Here is a 20,137-nt window from a genome sequence, read left to right as displayed (position 1 = left end):
CGGGGCCGAGCGTGGCGAGACTGGGCGGGCCACGGGTCGGACCTGACGTCAGGTGTCGGCGGTCGGCGCCGGACCGGGCGCGCGGCAGGGCCCTCCCCGGCACGGTGTTCCTGGCGACCCCCGGAGAGGCTGACGTCCCGATGTCGAACGAAGACAAGCTCCGCGACTACCTGAAGCGGGCGATCGCCGATCTCCAGGAGACCCGCGAGCAGCTGCACGAGGTGACCGAGCAGCAGCGGGAACCGATCGCGGTCGTCGGGATGGCCTGCCGGCTGCCGGGCGGGGTCGCCTCGCCCGAGGAGCTGTGGGAACTGGTCCGGGACGGCGTCGACGCGGTGTCCGACTTCCCGGCGGACCGCGGCTGGGACCTCCCCGAGGGCTCCGTCACCTCCCGGCAGAGCGGATTCCTGCACGACGCCGGGGACTTCGACGCGGACTTCTTCGGCATCTCGCCGCGCGAGGCGCTGGCCATGGACCCGCAGCAGCGGCTGATGCTGGAGACCGCGTGGGAGGCGGTCGAGCGGGCCGGCATCGACCCGGACTCGCTGCACGGCACTCGGACCGGGGTGTTCGTCGGGGCCGGCCACGGCGGCTACGACAGCGCCTCCACCGCCCGCGGGCGGATCGACGGTGACGCCTCCGGGCACCTGCTCACCGGCAACACCGTCAGCATCGCCTCCGGCCGGATCTCCTACGTCCTCGGGCTGGAAGGCCCGGCCGTCACCGTCGACACGGCCTGCTCGTCCTCGCTGGTCGCCCTGCACCTGGCCGTGCAGTCGCTGCGCCGCGGGGAGTGCACCCTCGCGCTGGCCGGCGGAGTGACGGTGATGTCCACCCCGCAGATGTTCACCGAGTTCTCCCGTCAGGGCGGCCTGGCCGCCGACGGACGGTGCAAGCCCTTCGCGGCCGCGGCGGACGGTACCGCCTGGGGTGAGGGCGCGGCCGTGCTGCTGGTCGAACGGCTCTCGGACGCCCGGCGGAACGGGCACCCGGTGCTGGCGGTGGTGCGCGGCAGCGCCGTCAACCAGGACGGCGCGTCCAACGGCCTGACGGCGCCGAACGGCCCGTCCCAGCAGCGGGTGATCCGGGCGGCCCTGGCCGACGCCGGGGTGCCGGCCCGCGAGGTCGACGTGGTCGAGGCGCACGGCACCGGGACCCGGCTGGGTGACCCGATCGAGGCTGCGGCACTGCTGGCCACCTACGGGCAGAACCGTGAACGGCCCCTGCTGATCGGCGCGTTGAAATCCAACACCGGGCACACCCAGGCCGCCTCCGGCGTGGCCGGGGTGATCAAGACCGTGCTGGCCATGCGGCACGGCCTGCTCCCGCGCACCCTCCACCTCGACGAGCCGACCCCGCACGTCGACTGGACCGCCGGGTCCGCCGAACTGCTCGCCGAGGCCCGTGGGTGGCCGGAGACCGGACGGCCGCGCCGGGCCGGGGTGTCCTCCTTCGGGGTCAGCGGCACCAACGCGCACGTGGTGCTGGAGGCGGTCCCGGAGCCGGTGGAGGCCGAGCCGGCGGCGGAGGAGCTGCCGGGGGCCGTCCTGCCCTGGGTGCTGTCGGCCCGTGGTGACGCCGCCCTGCGCGCCCAGGCCGGACGGCTGGCCGCCCACCTCAGGACCCACCGTCCGCTCGCGCCGGCGGACGTCGCCCACTCGCTCGCGACCGCCAGGGCGGGGCTGGAGCACCGGGCCGTCGTCCTCGGCCACGGCCCGGAGGAGCGGCTGCGCGCCCTGGACGCCCTGGCGGGCGGGGAGAGCGCACCCGATGTCGTCCTGGGGACGGTGGACAAGGGGGCGACGGCGTTCCTGTTCTCCGGTCAGGGGTCGCAGCGGTTGGGGATGGGCCGGGAGTTGTATGCCCGGTTCCCGGTGTTCGCGGAGGCTTTCGACGCGGTGTGTGCGGAGCTGGACCTGCCGCTGCGGGAGGTGGTGTGGGGTGAGGACGCGGAGCTGCTGAACCGGACGGACTTCGCTCAGGCGGGGTTGTTCGCGGTGGAGGTGGCGCTGTTCCGGCTGGTGGAGTCGTTGGGGGTGCGGCCGGAGTTCGTGGCTGGGCACTCGATCGGTGAGATCGCCGCGGCGCACGTGGCGGGGGTGTTCTCGCTGTCCGACGCCTGCACCTTGGTGGCCGCCCGTGGCCGGCTGATGCAGGCGCTGCCCTCCGGTGGCGCGATGCTCGCCGTGCAGGCGACGGAGGAGGAGGTCCGGCCGCTGCTGGGCGAGTCGGTGTCCATAGCCGCCGTCAACGGCCCGTCCTCGGTGGTCGTTTCGGGCACGGAGGAAGCGGTCGCGGCGATCGAAGCGCACTTCGCCGACCGGAAGACCAGCCGCCTGCGGGTCTCGCACGCCTTCCACTCGGCGCTGATGGACCCGATGCTGGACGACTTCCGTACCGTCCTCAACGGCCTGACGTACCTCGCGCCCTCGATCCCCCTCGTCTCCAACCTGACCGGCGAGCTGGTCACCGGCACGACCGACGCGGACTACTGGGTGCGCCACGTCCGCGAGCCCGTCCGCTTCGCCGACGGCCTCCGCACCCTGCACGACCAGGGCGTCACCCGGCTCCTCGAGCTCGGCCCCGACGGCGTCCTCAGCGCCATGGCGGCCGAAACGCTGCCCGGCGACGCGGCGCCGGTGGCCCTGCTGCGCAAGGACCGCCCCGAGGAGACCGCCCTGCTGGCGGCCCTCGCCCGGCTGCACGTGCGCGGTGCCGGGCCGGACTGGACGGCGGTGCTCGCCGGCACCGGCGGCCGCCGCACCGAGCTGCCCACCTACGCCTTCCAGCGGCAGCGCTACTGGCTGCCCGGACTCCACCAGCGGGAAGCCGGCACGCCCACGGCCGACCCGGTCGAGGACTCCTTCTGGGCGGCCGTCGAGGCGGGCGACCTGCAGGAGGCGTCGGCGGTGCTGGGGATCGCGGAGGAGGCCACCGAGGCCTCGCTCGACCGCCTCCTGCCGGTGCTGTCCGCCTGGCGCGGGCAGCGGCGGCTGCTGAGCACGCTCGACTCCTGGACCTACCGGACCACCTGGGTACCGCTACCCGGTCCGACCGACGCCGTGCCCACCGGCCGCTGGCTCGCGGTCCTGCCGCAGGGCCCGGCGAGCACGCCGAGCACGGAGGGCACGGGGGCCGAAGGGCTCACGGACGGCACCGGGGACACGGAGGCCGTGGCGGGCGCGCCGGCGGGGGACTGGCCCGCCGCCGTCCTGGCCGCCCTGGCCGCCCGGGGCCTGCGGATCGAACGGGTGCCGGGGGCCCACGCCCTGGCCGCACGGCTGGCCGGGGGAGCGGACGAACCGGTCGCCGGTGTGCTGTCCTTCCTCGCGGCCGACGGCCGCCCGGACCCGGAACATCCCGAGGTCCCCGGGTACCTGCCCGCGACCGTCGACCTGCTGCGGGCCCTGGAGGCCGCCGGTGGGCCCGCGCGGCTCTGGTGCCTCACCCGGGGCGCCGTCGCCGCCGACGCCTCGGACCGGGTGGCCGCGCCCGAGCAGGCCCAGCTCTGGGGCCTCGGCCGGGTCGCCGCGCTGGAGCACCCCCAGCGCTGGGGCGGCCTGATCGACCTGCCCGCGACGACCTGCTCCCGGACGGCGGCCCAGCTGGTTGGCGTGCTGGCCCAGGCCGCCGAACAGCAGACCGCCGCGCACGGCGCCACCGGATACCGCGCCGCCGGACAGCGGCCCGTCGAGGACCAGGTCGCCCTGCGCGCCTCCGGTGCCCGGGCCCGTCGGCTGACCCGCGCCGCCGCCCCCGTACCGCCCGCCCCCGCCGCCCCGGGAGCGGCCGACGGGACGGGCTGGGCCGCGCCCGCCGGCACGATCCTGATCACCGGCGGGACGGGCGCGCTCGGCGCCCACGTCGCCCGGTGGCTGGCCGGGGCCGGCGCGGAACACCTGCTGCTGCTCGGGCGACGGGGCCCGCAGGCCCCCGGGGCGGGGGAGCTGGGCGAGGAGCTGGCCGCGCTCGGCACCCGGGTGACCGTCGTCGCCTGCGACGCGGCCGACCGCGAGGCGCTGGCGGCCGTGCTGGCCGCCGTTCCGGCCGAGCTGCCGCTGACCGGCGTCGTGCACGCGGCGGGGGTGCTCGACGACGGGGTGCTGGACGGACTGACGGCCGAGCGGTTCACCTCCGTGCTGCGGGCCAAGGCCGTCCCGGCCCGGCACCTCCACGAGCTGACGGCCGGGCAGGACCTCGCCCTGTTCGTGCTGTTCTCCTCGATCACCGGGGTCCTCGGCAACCCCGGCCAGGCCAACTACGCCGCCGCCAACGCCTACCTGGACGCCCTGGCCGAGCACCGCCGGGCGGCCGGCCGGCCCGTCACCTGCCTGGCCTGGGGCCCGTGGGCCGGCGGCGGCATGGCGGGGGACCACCCGGCCCTGACCGGGCGGATGCGGCGCAGCGGCCTGACCCCGATGGACCCGGCGCCGGCCGTGGCGGCGCTGGGCCGCGCGCTCGGCGCCGGCGCCTCCGGTCTGACCGTGGCCGACGTGGACTGGAACGTGCTCGCCCCCGCCCTCACCGCCGCCCGGCCGAGCGCGCTGATCGCGGAGCTGCCGGAGGCCCGGCGGGCCGGCGCCCCCGCCGTCGGCGCGCAGGAGCGCTCCCCGCTGGCCGGGCGGCTGTCCGGCCGTGACGCCGCGGAGCGGCAACGCGTGCTGCTGGAGTTGGTGCGCACCGAGGCCGCGGCCGTGCTGGGGCATACCGGCCCCGCGACGGTGGACGCCGCCCGGGCCTTCCGGGACCTCGGCTTCGACTCGCTGACCGCCGTCGAACTGCGCAACCGCCTCGCCGCCGCCACCGGTCTGGGGCTGCCCGCGACCCTGCTGTTCGACCATCCGACGCCGTCGGCCCTGGCCGGTCACCTGCGCACCGAACTGGACGGCACCGAGGCGGGACCGGCGGCCGCCGCCACGGTGACCGCCGCCGACGACGACGAGCCGATCGCGATCGTCGCGATGGCCTGCCGCTTCCCCGGCGGTGTGGACTCGCCGGAGGGCCTGTGGGAGCTGCTCGCCGAGGGGCGGGACGCGGTGGGCCCCTTCCCGGCCGACCGCGGCTGGGACACCGAGCGGCTGCACCACCCGGATCCGGACCACGAGGGCACCAGCTACGTCGCCGAGGGTGCCTTCGTCACCGGCGTGGCCGACTTCGACGCGGACTTCTTCGGGATCTCCCCGCGCGAGGCGCTGGCCATGGACCCGCAGCAGCGGCTGATGCTGGAGACCGCGTGGGAGGCCGTCGAGCGGGCCGGCATCGACGCCGGGGCGCTGCGCGGTTCGCGGACCGGCGTGTTCGTCGGCTCCAACTTCCAGGACTACCAGGTGGTGCTGGACGCGGCCCGGGAGGGCGTGGCCGGGCACGTGATGACCGGCAACGCCGCGAGCGTCCTGTCCGGCCGGATCGCCTACACGCTCGGGCTGGAGGGCCCGGCCGTCACCGTCGACACGGCGTGCTCCTCCTCGCTGGTGGCCCTGCACCTGGCCGTCCAGGCCCTGCGCCGGGGCGAGTGCGCGCTCGCCCTGGCCGGCGGCGTGACGGTGATGGCCACGCCGCAGGTGTTCGTCGAGTTCTCCCGGCAGCGCGGGCTGGCCCCGGACGGCCGCTGCAAGCCCTTCGCCGCCGCGGCGGACGGCACCGGCTGGTCCGAGGGGGCCGGGGTGCTGCTGGTCGAGCGGCTCTCGGACGCCCGGCGCAACGGGCACCCGGTGCTGGCGGTGGTGCGCGGCAGCGCGGTCAACCAGGACGGCGCCTCCAATGGCCTGACGGCGCCGAACGGCCCGTCCCAGCAGCGGGTGATCCGGGCGGCCCTGGCCGACGCCGGGCTGTCGCCCGCCGAGGTGGACGCGGTCGAGGCGCACGGCACCGGGACCCGGCTGGGCGACCCGATCGAGGCGCAGGCGTTGCTGGCGACGTACGGGCAGGAGCGTGAACTCCCGCTGCTGCTGGGCTCGGTGAAGTCCAACCTGGGCCACACCCAGGCCGCCGCCGGGGTCGCCGGGGTGATCCGGACGGTGCTCGCGCTGCGGCACGGCGAACTGCCGAAGTCGCTGCACATCGACACGCCGACCAGCCACGTGGACTGGTCCCAAGGGGCCGTGGAACTGCTCACCGAGGCCCGCGCCTGGCCGGAGACCGGCCGGCCCCGCCGGGCCGGCGTCTCCTCCTTCGGACTCAGCGGCACCAACGCCCATGTGCTCCTCGAAGCGGCATCCGAATCCGAAGGCGTCCAGCCCGGTGCCGTTGAGCCCGGTGCCGTTGAGCCCGGTGCCGTGCCGGCCGGCGCCCCGGAACCCGGTGCCCCCGAATCCGGCGCCCTGCCCTGGCTGCTCTCCGCCCGCAGCGCCCAGGCGCTGCGCGGCCAGGCCCGCGCCCTGCTCGGCCACCTCGACGCCGCCGCCCCGGCGCCCCTCGACCTCGCCCACTCGCTCGCCACCCGACGCGCCCTCCTGGAGCACCGGGCCGCCGTCATCGGCACCGGCCCCGAGGAGCTGCGCGCCGGCCTGACCGCCCTCGCCGACGGCGCCCCCGCCCCCGGCGTGGTCACCGGCCGGCACGCCGCCGGGCGGGACCGCAGGGTCGTCCTGCTGTTCCCCGGCCAGGGCTCCCAGTGGGCCGGCATGGGCGCCGAACTCCTCGACAGCTCAACGGAGTTCGCCGAGACCATCGCCGCCTGCGAACAGGCCCTGGCGCCCTGGACGGACTGGTCGCTGAGCGCCGTCCTGCGCGGCGCGCCGGACGCCCCGGCACTGGACCGGGTCGACGTCGCCCAACCCGCGCTCTGGGCCACCATGATCGCGCTCGCCACCTGCTGGCAGGCCCACGGGGTGACCCCCGCCGCCGTCCTCGGCCACTCCCAGGGCGAGATCGCCGCCGCCTGCGTGGCCGGCGCGCTCTCCCTGGAGGACGGGGCCAAGGTGGTCGCCCTGCGCAGCCTGGCCATCGCCCGCGCACTGTCCGGCCACGGCGGCATGGTGTCCGTCCCGCAGACCCACGCCGAGGTCCTGGCCCGGATCGAACCCTACGACGGCCGGATCTCGGTCGCCGCCGCCAACGGCCCCGCCGGGGTGGTGGTCTCCGGCGAGCCCGAGGCCCTCGACCGGCTGCTGGCCGGCTGCGAGCACGACGGCGTCCGGGCCAAGCGGATCCCCGTCGACTACGCCTCGCACTCCGCCCAGGTCGAGCGCATCGAGCGGACCCTGCTCACCGAACTCCACGGGATCACCACCCGGGAGGCCCGGATCCCGTTCTTCTCCACCGTCACCGCCGACTGGCTCGGCGACACCCCGCTGGACGCCCGGTACTGGTACCGGAACCTGCGCCGCACCGTCCGGCTGGAGGAGTCCGTCCGCGCCCTGCTCGCCCAGGGCCACGACGCCTTCCTCGAATGCAGCCCCCACCCGGTGCTGGCCATGGCCGTCGAGGACACCGCCGCCGACGCCGGGGCCCGGGCCGTGGTGCTGGGCACCGTCCGGCGTGAGGACGGCGGCCCCGCGCGGCTGCTGACCTCGCTCGCCGAGGCGCACGTCAGCGGGGTGCGGATCGACTGGGCCCCCGCCCTGGCCGGCGGACGCCCGGTGGACCTGCCGACCTACGCCTTCCAGCGTCGCCGCTACTGGCTCGCCCGGGACACCGCCGCCGCCGGCACGACCGACCCGTCCGGACTGGACCGCGCCGTCCACCTCGCGGGCGGTGACACGGTCCTGCTCACCGGCCGGATCGGCACCGCCACCCACCCCTGGACCGCCGACCACCAGGTGCGCGGCACCGCCGTCGTTCCCGGCACCGCCCTGCTCGACTGGGCCGTCCGGGCCGGCGACGAGGCCGGCTGCCCGGCTGTCGCCGAACTCACCGAGCACAGCCCGCTGGTCCTGCCCGAGCACGGCACCCTCGACCTCCAGCTCACCGTCGGCCCGGCCGGCGAGGACGGCCGGCGGCCCCTCACCGTCCACGCCCGCCGCACCGACGCACCCGGGTCCACCCCGTGGACCCGGCACGCCGCCGGCACCCTCGCCCCCGCCGGGGCGCCGTCCGCCGCCCGGCCGGCGTCCCACGACGCCCTGCCGCCGGACACCGGCACCCCCACCGACACCCACGCCGGACCGGACGGGTACGGCGAGCGCTTCCGCACCGTCCGGTCGCTCGTCCGGCGAGGCGAGGAGCGGTACGCCGAGGTCGCCCTGGCCGAGGAGCACCGGGCCGAGGCGGCCGGCTTCCGGCTCCACCCCGCGCTGCTCCAGGGCCTGCTCGCCGCCACCGGGGCCGGCGCGGACGCCGGCGCCGCCGCCCAGCCCGCCGACTGGCGCGGGGTCACCTGCACGCCACCGGCGCCACCCGGCTCCGGGTCCGGCTCACCCCGGGCCCCGACGGCAGCCACGCGCTCAGCGCCGTCGACCCGGACGGCGCCCCCGTGCTCACCGTCGAGGCCGTCACCGCCCGCCCGATCGCCGCCGACCGGCTCGGGCCCGAGCCCGAGCCGCTGTACGCGGTCGAGTGGTGCCCGGTGACCCCCGGCGAACCGCGCGGGACCCTCGCCCTCCTGGGCGCGGACCCGGCAGCCACGGACCCGTCGGTCTCGGTCCCGTCGGCCACGGATCCCGGTCCGGCCGCCGCGCCCGGTGCCCCCGGCTACGCCGACCTGGCCGAGCTCACCGCCGCCCTGGACGCCGGCGAGCCGGCCCCCGACACCGTCGTCCACCGTCTCACCACCGCCGACGGCGACGACCCCGTCACCGCCACCCACCAGGCCGTCCGGGCCGCCCACCGCCTCGCCCGCGCCTGGCTCGCCGAACCGCGCCTGGCCGGCTCCCGGCTCGCCCTGCTCACCCGGGGCGCCGAAGCCGCCGCCCCCGGAGAGGACGTGACCTCCCTCGCCCAGGCCGCCGTGCACGGACTGATCCGCTCCGCGCAGTCCGAGGAGCCCGGCCGGTTCCTGCTGCTCGACCTCGACGACGACCCGGCGTCCGCGGCGGCCCTGTCCGCCGCCCTCGCCGTGCCCGACGAGCCCCGGCTCGCCGTCCGGCACGGCCGGGTGACGGCCCCCCGGCTGCGCCCGCTGCCGGTCCCCGGGCCCGGGCAGACGTCCACGGACCGTCCGGCCTGGTCCTGGAACCCCGCCGGCACCGTCCTGATCACCGGCGGCACCGGTACCCTCGGCGCACTGGTCGCCCGCCACCTGATCACCGCACACGGCGTGCGCCACCTGCTGCTCACCGGCCGGCGCGGCCCCGCCGCCCCCGGCGCGGAGGCCCTGCGCGATGAGCTCACCGCCCTCGGTGCCACCGTCACCGTCGCCGCCTGCGACACCGCGGACCGGGCCGCCCTGGACGCCCTGCTCGCCACCGTCCCGGCCGAGCACCCGCTCACCGGGGTCGTGCACGCCGCCGGCGTCCTGCACGACGGGCTCCTCGCCAACCTGACGGACGAGCAGCTCACCGAGGTGCTGCGCCCCAAGGCCGACGCCGCCTGGCACCTGCACCGCGCCACCGCGCACCTGGACCTCTCCGCCTTCGTCCTCTTCTCCTCCTTCGCCGCCACCGCAGGCGGACCGGCCCAGGCCAACTACGCGGCCGCCAACGCCTTCCTCGACGCGCTGGCGCACCGGCGCCGGGCGGAGAGCCGCCCGGCCGTCTCGCTCGGCTGGGGATACTGGGGAGAATCGAGTGCGATGACGTCCACGCTGGACGCCGTGGACATCGCCCGCTTCGCCCGCTCCGGCATGCTGCCGCTCCCGGCCGCCCAGGGCCTCGCCCTGCTCGACGCCGCGAGCACCGTGGACCGCCCGCACCTCGCCCCCGTACGGCTCGACCGGCACGCCCTGGCCACGGCTGGCGCTCCGCCGCTCTTCGCCGACCTGCTGCCCCGGCGCGCCACCGCGCGGCCCACGGCCGCCGGCACCGCCACCGGCGGCGATCGGGGAGTCCCGGACCGGCTGGCCGGCCTCGGCGCCGCCCAGCAGGAGCAGCTGCTCCAGAGCCTGGTGATCGGCCACCTGGCGGCCGTGCTCGGTCACGCGGAGCCCGACGCGCTCGAACCGGAACGCGGCTTCCTGGACCACGGCATGTCCTCGCTGGCCGCCGTCGAACTGCGTAACCGGCTGAACGCCGAGCTCGGACTGCGCCTGCCCACCACCACGGTCTTCGACCACCCGTCACCGGTCGCCCTGGCCGGCCGGCTGCGCGAACTCCTGGGCGCGCCGACGGACGCCGCGGCCCCGGCCCGGCCCGTCTTCGCCGAACTGGACGTCCTGGAGACCGCGCTCACCGGCGCGCTCGACAGCGCCGCCCTGGACCCGGCGTCCCGCGCCCGGCTGCTCACCCGCCTCAAGAGCCTCCAGTGGCGGCTCGACGACGGCGCGACGGAGCCGGCCGACGGCGACTCCGAACCGGACGCCGGACTCGACGGCAGCACCGACGACGAGATGTTCGACCTGATCGACCGCGAGCTCGGACTCGCCTGACCGCCGCAGGCGCACCCCGCCGCGCACCGGCCGCCGACCCGTACCACCTTCCGAACTGCGAGGTTTCCCACCCATGGCCAGCACCTCCGAGGACAAGCTCCGCGACTACCTCAAGAAGGTCACCGCGGACCTGCGGCGAACCAGGCTGCGGCTGGAGTCCGTCGAGGCCAGGGACGCCGAGCCCATCGCGATAGTCGGGATGGCCTGCCGCTACCCCGGCGGCGTCCGCACCCCGGAGGACCTGTGGCGGCTGGTCGCGGACGGCACCGACGCCATCGGTGAACTCCCGGCCGACCGCGGCTGGGACACCGAGGCGCTCTACGACCCCACCCCCGGCACCCCCGGCAAGAGCTACGTGCGGCACGGCGGATTCCTGGACGGCGTGGCTGACTTCGACGCCGAACTGTTCGGCATCGCCCCCCGCGAGGCCCTCGCCATGGACCCGCAGCAGCGGCTCCTGCTGGAATCCGCCTGGGAGGCGATCGAACGCGCCCGGATCGCCCCCGCCTCGCTGCGCGGCACCGACACCGGCGTGTTCATCGGCGGCGCCGACACCGACTACGGCTCACTCGCCCGCCAGACCGAGGAGACCGAGGGGCACCTGCTCACCGGCGGAGCCGTCAGCGTGCTCTCCGGCCGGATCTCCTACACCCTCGGGCTGGAGGGCCCGGCCGTCACCGTCGACACCGCCTGCTCCTCCGCCCTCGTCGCCCTCCACCTCGCGGTGCGCGCGCTGCGGGCCGGGGAATGCTCGCTGGCCGTCGCCGGCGGCGTCGCCGTGATGCCCACCACCCGGCTGTTCACCGAGTTCTCCCGCCAGCGCGGCCTGGCCCCGGACGGGCGGTGCAAGCCCTTCGCCGAGGCGGCGGACGGCACCTCCTGGGCCGAGGGCGTGGGCGTGCTGCTGGTCGAACGGCTCTCGGACGCCCGGCGCCACGGCCACGAGGTGCTGGCCGTCGTCCGTGGCACCGCGGTCAACCAGGACGGTGCCAGCAGCCGGCTGACCGCCCCCAACGGGCCCTCCCAGCAGCGGGTCATCCAGGCCGCCCTGGCCAATGCCCGGCTCACCCCGGACCAGGTCGACGCCGTCGAGGCGCACGGCACCGGCACCACCCTGGGCGACCCGATCGAGGCCCAGGCCCTGCTCGCCACCTACGGCCGGGACCGGCCGGCGGACCGGCCGCTGTACCTCGGTGGCATCAAGTCGAACATCGGGCACGCCCAGGCGGCGGCCGGGGTCGCGGGTGTGATCAAGACGGTGATGGCGATGCGGCACGGGGTGCTGCCGCGGACCCTGCACGTGGACGCGCCGTCCGGTGAGGTGGACTGGTCGGCGGGGGCGGTGGAGCTGCTGGCCGAGGCCCGGGACTGGCCGGAGACCGGCCGCCCGCGCCGGGCCGGCGTCTCGGCCTTCGGGATCAGCGGCACCAACGCCCACGTGGTACTGGAACAGGCAGAGGACACGGCGGTGGCACCCGCGCCGGAGGAGGCCGCCCCGGCGCCGGCCGTGCTGCCCTGGGTGGTCAACGGCCGGACCGGGGACGCACTGCGCGCCCAGGCCGCACGGCTGCTGGACGGCGCGGCCGGACTGTCCGCCGGGGACCTGGCCTGGTCGCTGGCGACCAGCCGCTCACCGCTCGGCCACCGGGCCGTGGTGGTCGGATCCGACCGCGAAGCGCTGTTGCGCGGTCTCGGCGTGATCGCGGCGGGCGAGGGCGAGGGCGCGGACGCGGGTACCGGCGTGAGCCCGACGGTCGTCGAGGGTGCGGTCCGGGGCGGCGGCACGGCGTTCCTGTTCTCCGGTCAGGGGTCGCAGCGGTTGGGGATGGGGCGGGAGCTGTACGAGCGTTTCCCGGTGTTCGCGCAGGCCTTCGACGCGGTCTGTGCGGAGCTGGACCTGCCGCTGCGCGAGGTGGTGTGGGGGACGGACCAGGATCGGCTGAACCGGACCGAGTTCGCCCAGGCGGGGCTGTTCGCGGTGGAGGTGGCGCTGTTCCGGCTGGTGGAGTCGTTGGGGGTGCGGCCGGAGTTCGTGGCGGGTCATTCGATCGGTGAGGTGGCCGCGGCGCACGTGGCGGGGGTGTTCTCGCTGTCCGACGCCTGCACCTTGGTCGCCGCCCGTGGCCGGCTGATGCAGGCGCTTCCGGAGGGCGGCGCGATGCTGGCGGTGCAGGCGACGGAGGAGGAGGTCCGGCCGCTGCTGGGCGAGTCGGTGTCCATAGCCGCCGTCAACGGCCCGTCCTCGGTGGTCGTTTCGGGCACGGAGGAAGCGGTCGCGGCGATCGAAGCGCACTTCGCCGACCGGAAGACCAGCCGCCTGCGGGTCTCGCACGCCTTCCACTCCCCGCTGATGGACCCGATGCTGGAGGACTTCCGGCAGGTCCTCGACGGCCTGACGTACCAAGCGCCGTCGATCCCGCTGGTCTCCAACCTGACCGGCGAGCTGGTCACCGGCACGACCGACGCGGACTACTGGGTGCGCCACGTCCGCGAGACCGTCCGCTTCGCCGACGGCCTCCGCGCGCTGGAAACGGCCGGCGTCAGCCGCTTCCTGGAGCTTGGCCCGGACGGTGTGCTCACCGCGATGGCGGCCGCCTCCCTCACCGGTGACGCCGTGACGGCCGCGCTCCTGCGCAAGGGCCGTCCCGAGGAGCCCACCGCGCTCGTCGCGCTCGCCCGTCTGCACGTCACCGGGGCGAACGTCGACTGGGCCGCCCTGTTCGCCGGCTGCGCCGTCCGTACCGTCGGACTGCCCACGTACGCCTTCCAGCACCGCCGCTACTGGCCCACCGTCTCCGCGGCCGTCACCGGAGACCTCGGCGCCGCCGGCCTCCATGCAGCCGACCACCCGCTGCTCACGGCCGCCCTCGAACTGTCCGACGACGACGGCCTGTTGTTCACCTCCCGGCTCTCCCGGCAGTCCCACCCCTGGCTCGCCGACCACGTGGTCCGGGGCGAGGTCCTGCTGCCCGGCACCGCCTTCCTCGAACTCGCCGTCCGGGCGGGCGACGAGGCCGGCTGCGACCGGGTCGAGGAACTGACCCTGGCCGCGCCGCTGGTGCTGCCCGAACACGGGGGCGTCCGGCTGCAGCTGCGCGTCGGCGCGGCCGACGAGAACGGCCGGCGCGCCTTCACCGTCGCCTCCCGTCCCGAGGACGCCGACGGCGGACCTTGGGACCAGCACGCGAGCGGCATTCTGGGGCCGGGCGCGGCACCGGTGGCCTTCGATGCCTCGGTGTGGCCGCCGGCCGGTGCGCAGGCGGTGGACCTGAGCGGCCTCTACGAGGGCATGGCAGACGGTGGGTACGCGTACGGTCCGGTGTTCCAGGGCCTGCGGGCGGCCTGGCGGCGCGGTGACGAGGCGTTCGCCGAGGTCGCCCTGCCGGCCGGGACCGAGGGCACCGGCTACGGCCTGCACCCGGCGCTGCTGGACGCGGCCCTGCACGTGACGGCCGTGAACGGCATGCCGCACGGTGTGGTGCCCTTCTCCTGGGAGGAGGTGTCGCTGCACGCCTCCGGCGCCTCGGCGGTGCGGGTGCGGGTCACCCGGACCGGCGAGGAGTCCGTCGCGGTGGCGGTCACCGACAGCGAGGGCCTGCCGGTGGCGTCGATCGGGTCGCTGGTCCTGCGGGCGGCGTCGGCCGCCGATACGAGGGTCTCCGCCGGTGACGCGCTGTTCCGGGTGGACTGGGTGCCGGTGGAGCCGGTGGTGCCGGTTGTCGGGTCGTTTGTGGAGGTCGGGTCGCTGGCGGAGGTGCCGGGTGAGGTGCCGCCGGTGGTGGTGGTGCGGTCGGTGGCCGGTGGTGGGGTGCACGAGCGGTCGGCGTGGGCTCTGGAGTGGGTGCAGGGCTGGTTGGCGGAGGAGCGGTTCGCGGCTTCGCGGTTGGTGTTCGTGACGCGTGGTGCGGTGGACGGCACGGATCTTTCCGCTGCTGCCGTGTGGGGTCTGGTGCGGTCGGCGGTTTCGGAGGAGCCGGGTCGGTTCGGTCTGGTGGATCTTGCGGGGGAGGAGGAGTTGCCGGCGTCCGCGTTGGGTGTGGACGAGCCGCAGTTGCTGGTGCGGGAGGGCCGGCTGCTGGCTGCCCGGCTGGTGCGCGTCCCCGCTCGGCCCGAGGCTGTGCCGGTGGTGTGGCCGAGTGAGGGCACGGTCCTGGTGACCGGTGGGACGGGTGGTCTGGGTCGGGTGATCGCCCGGCATCTGGCGGGTGAGCACGGTGTGCGCCGTCTGTTGTTGGTGAGCCGCCGGGGTGCGGAGGCCGAGGGTGTGGGGGCGTTGCTGGCGGAGTTGGAGGTGTTGGGCGCGCGGGCGGTGGTCGAGGCCTGTGATGTGGCGGACGAGGCGGCGGTGGCGGGTCTGTTCGCCCGGCACGAGATCCGTGCGGTGGTGCACGCGGCCGGGGTGATCGATGACGGGGTGGTCGGCTCGCTGACTCCCGACCGGGTCAGTGCTGTGCTCCGTCCGAAGGCGGACGCCGCGTGGAACCTCCACGAGGCCACGAAGGAGCGCGAGTTGGCGGCCTTCGTCCTGTTCTCCTCGGTCTCCGGCGTGTTCGGGGGCCCGGGCCAGGCCGCCTACGCGGCGGGAAACGCCTACCTGGACGCCCTGGCGGTGCACCGCCGTTCGCTCGGCCTGCCCGCCGTCTCCCAGGCCTGGGGCCCGTGGACCCACGACGGCGGCATGACCGCCACCCTCACTGAGGTCGACCTGCACCGGATCGCCCGCTCGGGCCTACCGGAACTGACCCCCGCCGAGGGCACGGCCCTCTTCGACGCCTCGCTCGCGGCCGACGAGCCGACGATCCTGCCCGTGCGCCTGGACCTCGCCGCGCTGCGCTCCCAGGAGCCGGTGCCCGCCCTGCTGCGCGGGCTGGTGCGCGGCCGGGTCCGCCGCGCCGTGGTGGCCGGGCCGGCGGGATCCGCCGTGACGGCGGGGCTGGCGCAGCGCCTGTCCACGCTGGGCGGCGACGAGCGGCGCGCGGTGGTGCTGGAGCTGGTGCGCGAGCAGGTCGCGGTGGTGCTGGGGCACGAGGGTGGGGCCGCGGTCGATCCGTCGCGGGCGTTCCAGGACCTCGGGTTCGACTCGCTGACGGCGGTGGAGCTGCGGAACCGGCTGCGGTCGGTCACCGGCCTCCAGCTGCCGTCCACGGTGGTGTTCGACTACCCGACGGCGGGCGCACTGGCCGGCTTCCTGCTGGAGGGCCTGCTCGGTACCGAGAGCGTGGTCCACGTCCCGGAGGTCCTGCCGTCACTGACGGACGACCCGGTCGTGATCGTGGGGATGGCCTGCCGCTACCCGGGCGGGGTGACGTCTCCCGAGGACCTGTGGCGGCTGGTCGCCGACGGGGTGGACGCGGTGTCGGACTTCCCGGCCAACCGTGGCTGGGACCTCGACGCGCTGCACAGCGAGGACCGGTCGGCACCGGGCACCTCCTACACGCGGATGGGCTCGTTCCTCCACGACGCCGGGCAGTTCGACCCCGAGTTCTTCGGGATGAGTCCGCGGGAGGCGTTGGCGACGGACGCGCAGCAGCGGTTGCTGCTGGAGACGTCCTGGGAGGCGTTCGAGCGGGCGGGTATCGACCCGGTGTCGTTGCGGGGGAGCCGTACCGGTGTGTTCGCGGGCGTGATGTACACCGACTACCGCTCGCTGCTGGACGGCGACGAGTTCGAGGGCTTCCGGGGCAACGGGAGCGCCCCCAGCGTGGCGTCCGGACGCGTGTCCTACACCTTCGGGTTCGAGGGCCCGGCGGTGACGGTGGACACGGCGTGCTCCTCCTCGCTGGTGGCGATGCACCTGGCCGCCCAGGCCCTGCGCGGTGGTGAGTGCTCGTTGGCGCTGGCCGGTGGTGTGACGGTGATGTCCACCCCCAACACCTTTGTCGAGTTCTCGCGGCAGGGTGGGTTGTCGGCGGACGGGCGGTGCCGTTCGTTCGCGGAGGCGGCGGACGGGGTCGGCTGGGGCGAGGGTGTCGGTGTGGTGGTGCTGGAGCGTCTTTCGGACGCCCGGCGCAACGGTCACCGGGTGCTGGCGGTGCTGCGGGGCAGTGCGGTGAACCAGGACGGTGCGTCCAACGGTCTGACGGCGCCGAACGGTCCGTCGCAGCAGCGGGTGATCCGGCAGGCGCTGGCGAGCGCGGGGCTGTCGGCGGCCGAGGTCGACGCGGTGGAGGCGCACGGGACGGGCACGACGCTGGGTGACCCGATCGAGGCGCAGGCGTTGCTGGCGACGTACGGGCAGGACCGTGAACTGCCGCTGCTGCTCGGTTCGATCAAGTCGAACATCGGGCACGCCCAGGCGGCGGCCGGTGTCGCTGGTGTGATCAAGATGGTGCTGGCCATGCGGCACGGGCAGTTGCCGCGCACGCTGCACGTGGATGCGCCGTCCTCGCACGTGGACTGGTCGGCGGGGGCGGTGGAGCTGTTGGCGGAGGGTGCCGAGTGGCCGGCCACCGGTCATCCCCGCCGGGCGGGTGTGTCGTCCTTCGGGATCAGTGGGACGAACGCCCATGTGATCCTGGAGCAGGGTGAACCCGAGGCCGTGCAGCACGGTTCGGTCGCCCCGGCCTCGATGCCCTGGGTGGTATCGGCCAAGTCCGCCGCCGCGCTCGACGCGCAGCTCGTACGGCTGACGGAGGCGGGTGAACTTCCCTCCACTGATGTGGCGTTCACTCTGGCGGGCCGGTCGCGGTTCGGGCACCGGGCGGTGCTGGTGGACGGCGTGGAGGTGGCCCGGGGGGTGGCTTCGGAGGGCAAGCACGCCTTCCTGTTCTCCGGGCAGGGGTCGCAGCGGCTGGGTATGGGCCGGGAGTTGTACGAGCGCTTCCCGGTGTTCGCGGAGGCTTTCGACGCGGTGTGTGCGGAGCTGGACCTGCCGGTGCGGGAGGTCGTCTGGGGCGAGGACGCGGAGCTGCTGAACCGGACGGACTTCGCCCAGGCGGGGTTGTTCGCGGTGGAGGTGGCGCTGTTCCGGCTGGTGGAGTCGCTGGGGGTGCGGCCGGAGTTCGTGGCCGGGCACTCGATCGGTGAGGTGGCCGCCGCGCACGTGGCGGGGGTGTTCTCGCTGGCCGACGCCTGCACCTTGGTGGCCGCTCGTGGCCGGCTGATGCAGGCATTGCCCTCCGGTGGCGCGATGCTCGCGATCGAGGCGACGGAGGAGGAGGTCCGGCCGCTGCTGAACGACGAGGTGTCGATAGCCGCCGTCAACGGGCCCACCTCGGTGGTGGTGTCCGGCGCGGAGGAGGCCGTGGAGGCGCTCGGCGAGCACTTCGCCGAGCGGCGGACCAGCCGGCTGCGGGTCTCGCACGCCTTCCACTCCCCGCTGATGGACCCGATGCTGGACGACTTCCGGCAGGTCCTCGACGGCCTGACCTACCGTGCGCCGTCGATCCCGCTGGTCTCCAACCTGACCGGGGAGCTGGTCAGCGGCGCGACCGACGCGGACTACTGGGTGCGCCACGTCCGCGAGACCGTCCGCTTCGCCGACGGCCTCCGCGCGCTGGAAACGGCCGGCGTCAGCCGCTTCCTGGAGCTCGGCCCGGACGGTGTGCTCACCGCGATGGCGGCCGCCTCCCTCACCGGTGACGCCGTGACGGCCGCACTCCTGCGCAAGGGCCGTCCCGAGGACACGAGCGTGCTGACCGCCCTGGCCCGTCTGCACGTCGCCGGAGCCGACGTCGACTGGGCGGCCCTGTTCACCGGGACCGCTGCCCGTACCGTCGAGCTGCCCACGTACGCCTTCCAGCACCGGCAGTACTGGCCGGCAGTCACCCTCACCCGCGGCGGGGATGTCCGGCTCGCCGGTCTCGGCGCCGCCGAACACCCGCTGCTCGGCGCTGCCGTCGAGCTCGTGCACACCGACGGGTACCTCTTCACCGGCCGGCTGTCGGCCGGGACGCACGGGTGGTTGGCGGACCACGTGGTGCTGGGTTCGGTGCTGGTGCCGGGGACGGCGCTGGTGGAGCTGGCCGTCCGGGCCGGGGACGAGGTCGGCTGCGACCGGGTCGAGGAGCTGACCCTGGCGGCGCCGCTGGTCCTGCCCGAACGAGGCGCTGTCCTGGTGCAGGTGTGGGTCGGCGAGCCCGACGCGTCCGGGCGGCGCGCCGTCACCGTGCACGCCCGGCCGGAGGCGGAAGAGGGGACGGACTGGACCCTGCACGCGAGCGGCGTGCTGGCCGCGGGTGCGGCGCCGGTGGAATTCGACGCGTTGGTGTGGCCGCCGGCCGGTGCGCAGGCGGTGGACGTGAGTGGTCTTTACGAGGGGCTGGCCGGGGCCGGGTTCGGTTACGGTCCGGCGTTCCGGGGCCTGCGGGCGGCCTGGCGGCGCGGTGATGAGGTGTTCGCCGAGGTGGCCCTGCCCGAGGGTACCGAGGGTGCGGGCTTCGGCCTTCACCCGGCGCTGTTCGATGCCTGTCTGCACGGCTTCGCGTTGGCCGGTTCCGATGGGGAGGCCGGCGGGGTGCCGTTCGCTTGGGAGGAGGTGTCGCTGCACGCCGCGGGCGCGTCGGCGGTCCGGGTCCGGCTGACCCGGACGGCGGCCGGTGCGCTGTCCCTCGCCGTGGCCGACACCGAGGGACGGCCGGTGGCCTCGGTCGGGTCGCTGGTCGTCCGCCCGGTGGCGGCGGGCGCGGTGGCCTCGGTCGACCGGAACACGCTGTTCCGGGTGGACTGGGTGCCGGTGGAGCCGGTGGTGCCGGTTGTCGGGTCGTTTGTGGAGGTCGGGTCGCTGGCGGAGGTGCCGGGTGAGGTGCCGCCGGTGGTGGTGGTGCGGTCGGTGGCCGGTGGTGGGGTGCACGAGCGGTCGGCGTGGGCTCTGGAGTGGGTGCAGGGCTGGTTGGCGGAGGAGCGGTTCGCGGCTTCGCGGTTGGTGTTCGTGACGCGTGGTGCGGTGGACGGCACGGATCTTTCCGCTGCTGTCGTGTGGGGTCTGGTGCGGTCGGCGGTTTCGGAGGAGCCGGGTCGGTTCGGTCTGGTGGATCTTGCGGGGGAGGAGGAGTTGCCGGCGTCCGCGTTGGGTGTGGACGAGCCGCAGTTGCTGGTGCGGGAGGGCGAGGTCCTTGCGGCTCGGCTGGTGCGCGTCCCCGCTCGGCCCGAGGCTGTGCCGGTGGTGTGGCCGAGTGAGGGCACGGTCCTGGTGACCGGTGGGACGGGTGGTCTGGGTCGGGTGATCGCCCGGCATCTGGCGGGTGAGCATGGTGTGCGCCGTCTGTTGTTGGTGAGCCGCCGGGGTGCGGAGGCCGAGGGTGTGGGGGCGTTGCTGGCGGAGTTGGAGGTGTTGGGCGCGCGGGCGGTGGTCGAGGCCTGTGATGTGGCGGACGAGGCGGCGGTGGCGGGTCTGTTCGCCCGGCACGAGATCCGTGCGGTGGTGCACGCGGCTGGGGTGATCGATGACGGGGTGGTCGGCTCGCTGACTCCTGACCGGGTCAGTGCTGTGCTCCGTCCGAAGGCGGATGCGGCGTGGAATCTGCACCGGGCGGCCGAGGGTGTGGATGTGTTCGTGTTGTTCTCGTCCATGGCGGGGACGTTCGGCAGTGCGGGGCAGGCGGCGTATGCGGCGGGCAATGCCTGTCTGGACGCGTTGGCGGTGCACCGGCGTGCGCTGGGTCTGCCGGGGGTGTCGCTGGCGTGGGGTCCGTGGTCCGGGGTGGCGGGCATGACCGGCACCCTCACCGAAGCCGA

Annotated in this window: 3 protein-coding genes; all 3 read left to right on the top strand. The window is 75.6% G+C overall.

From position 1 onward, the window contains the following. Positions 1–140 precede the first annotated feature (140 nt). Complete coding sequence (locus tag HS99_RS34690) at positions 141–8,510, top strand: type I polyketide synthase (RefSeq protein ID WP_063737991.1); 8,370 nt, start codon at positions 141–143, stop codon at positions 8,508–8,510. After that, positions 8,414–10,462: a type I polyketide synthase gene (locus HS99_RS42905; protein ID WP_063737990.1), complete on the top strand. Its 2,049-nt coding sequence runs from the start codon at positions 8,414–8,416 to the stop codon at positions 10,460–10,462. Before HS99_RS34690 ends, HS99_RS42905 begins: the two co-directional genes overlap by 97 nt. Before the next feature lie 73 nt (positions 10,463–10,535). Further along, the coding region (locus tag HS99_RS34680) for a type I polyketide synthase (RefSeq protein WP_141763869.1) at positions 10,536–20,137 on the top strand (9,602 nt) is incomplete at its 3' end.

This window comes from Kitasatospora aureofaciens, from assembly GCF_001188955.3.
Lineage (GTDB): Bacteria > Actinomycetota > Actinomycetes > Streptomycetales > Streptomycetaceae > Kitasatospora > Kitasatospora aureofaciens.
The sequence above is the reverse complement of the archived record's forward strand: the minus strand, read 5'-3'. Positions and strand labels throughout refer to the sequence as shown.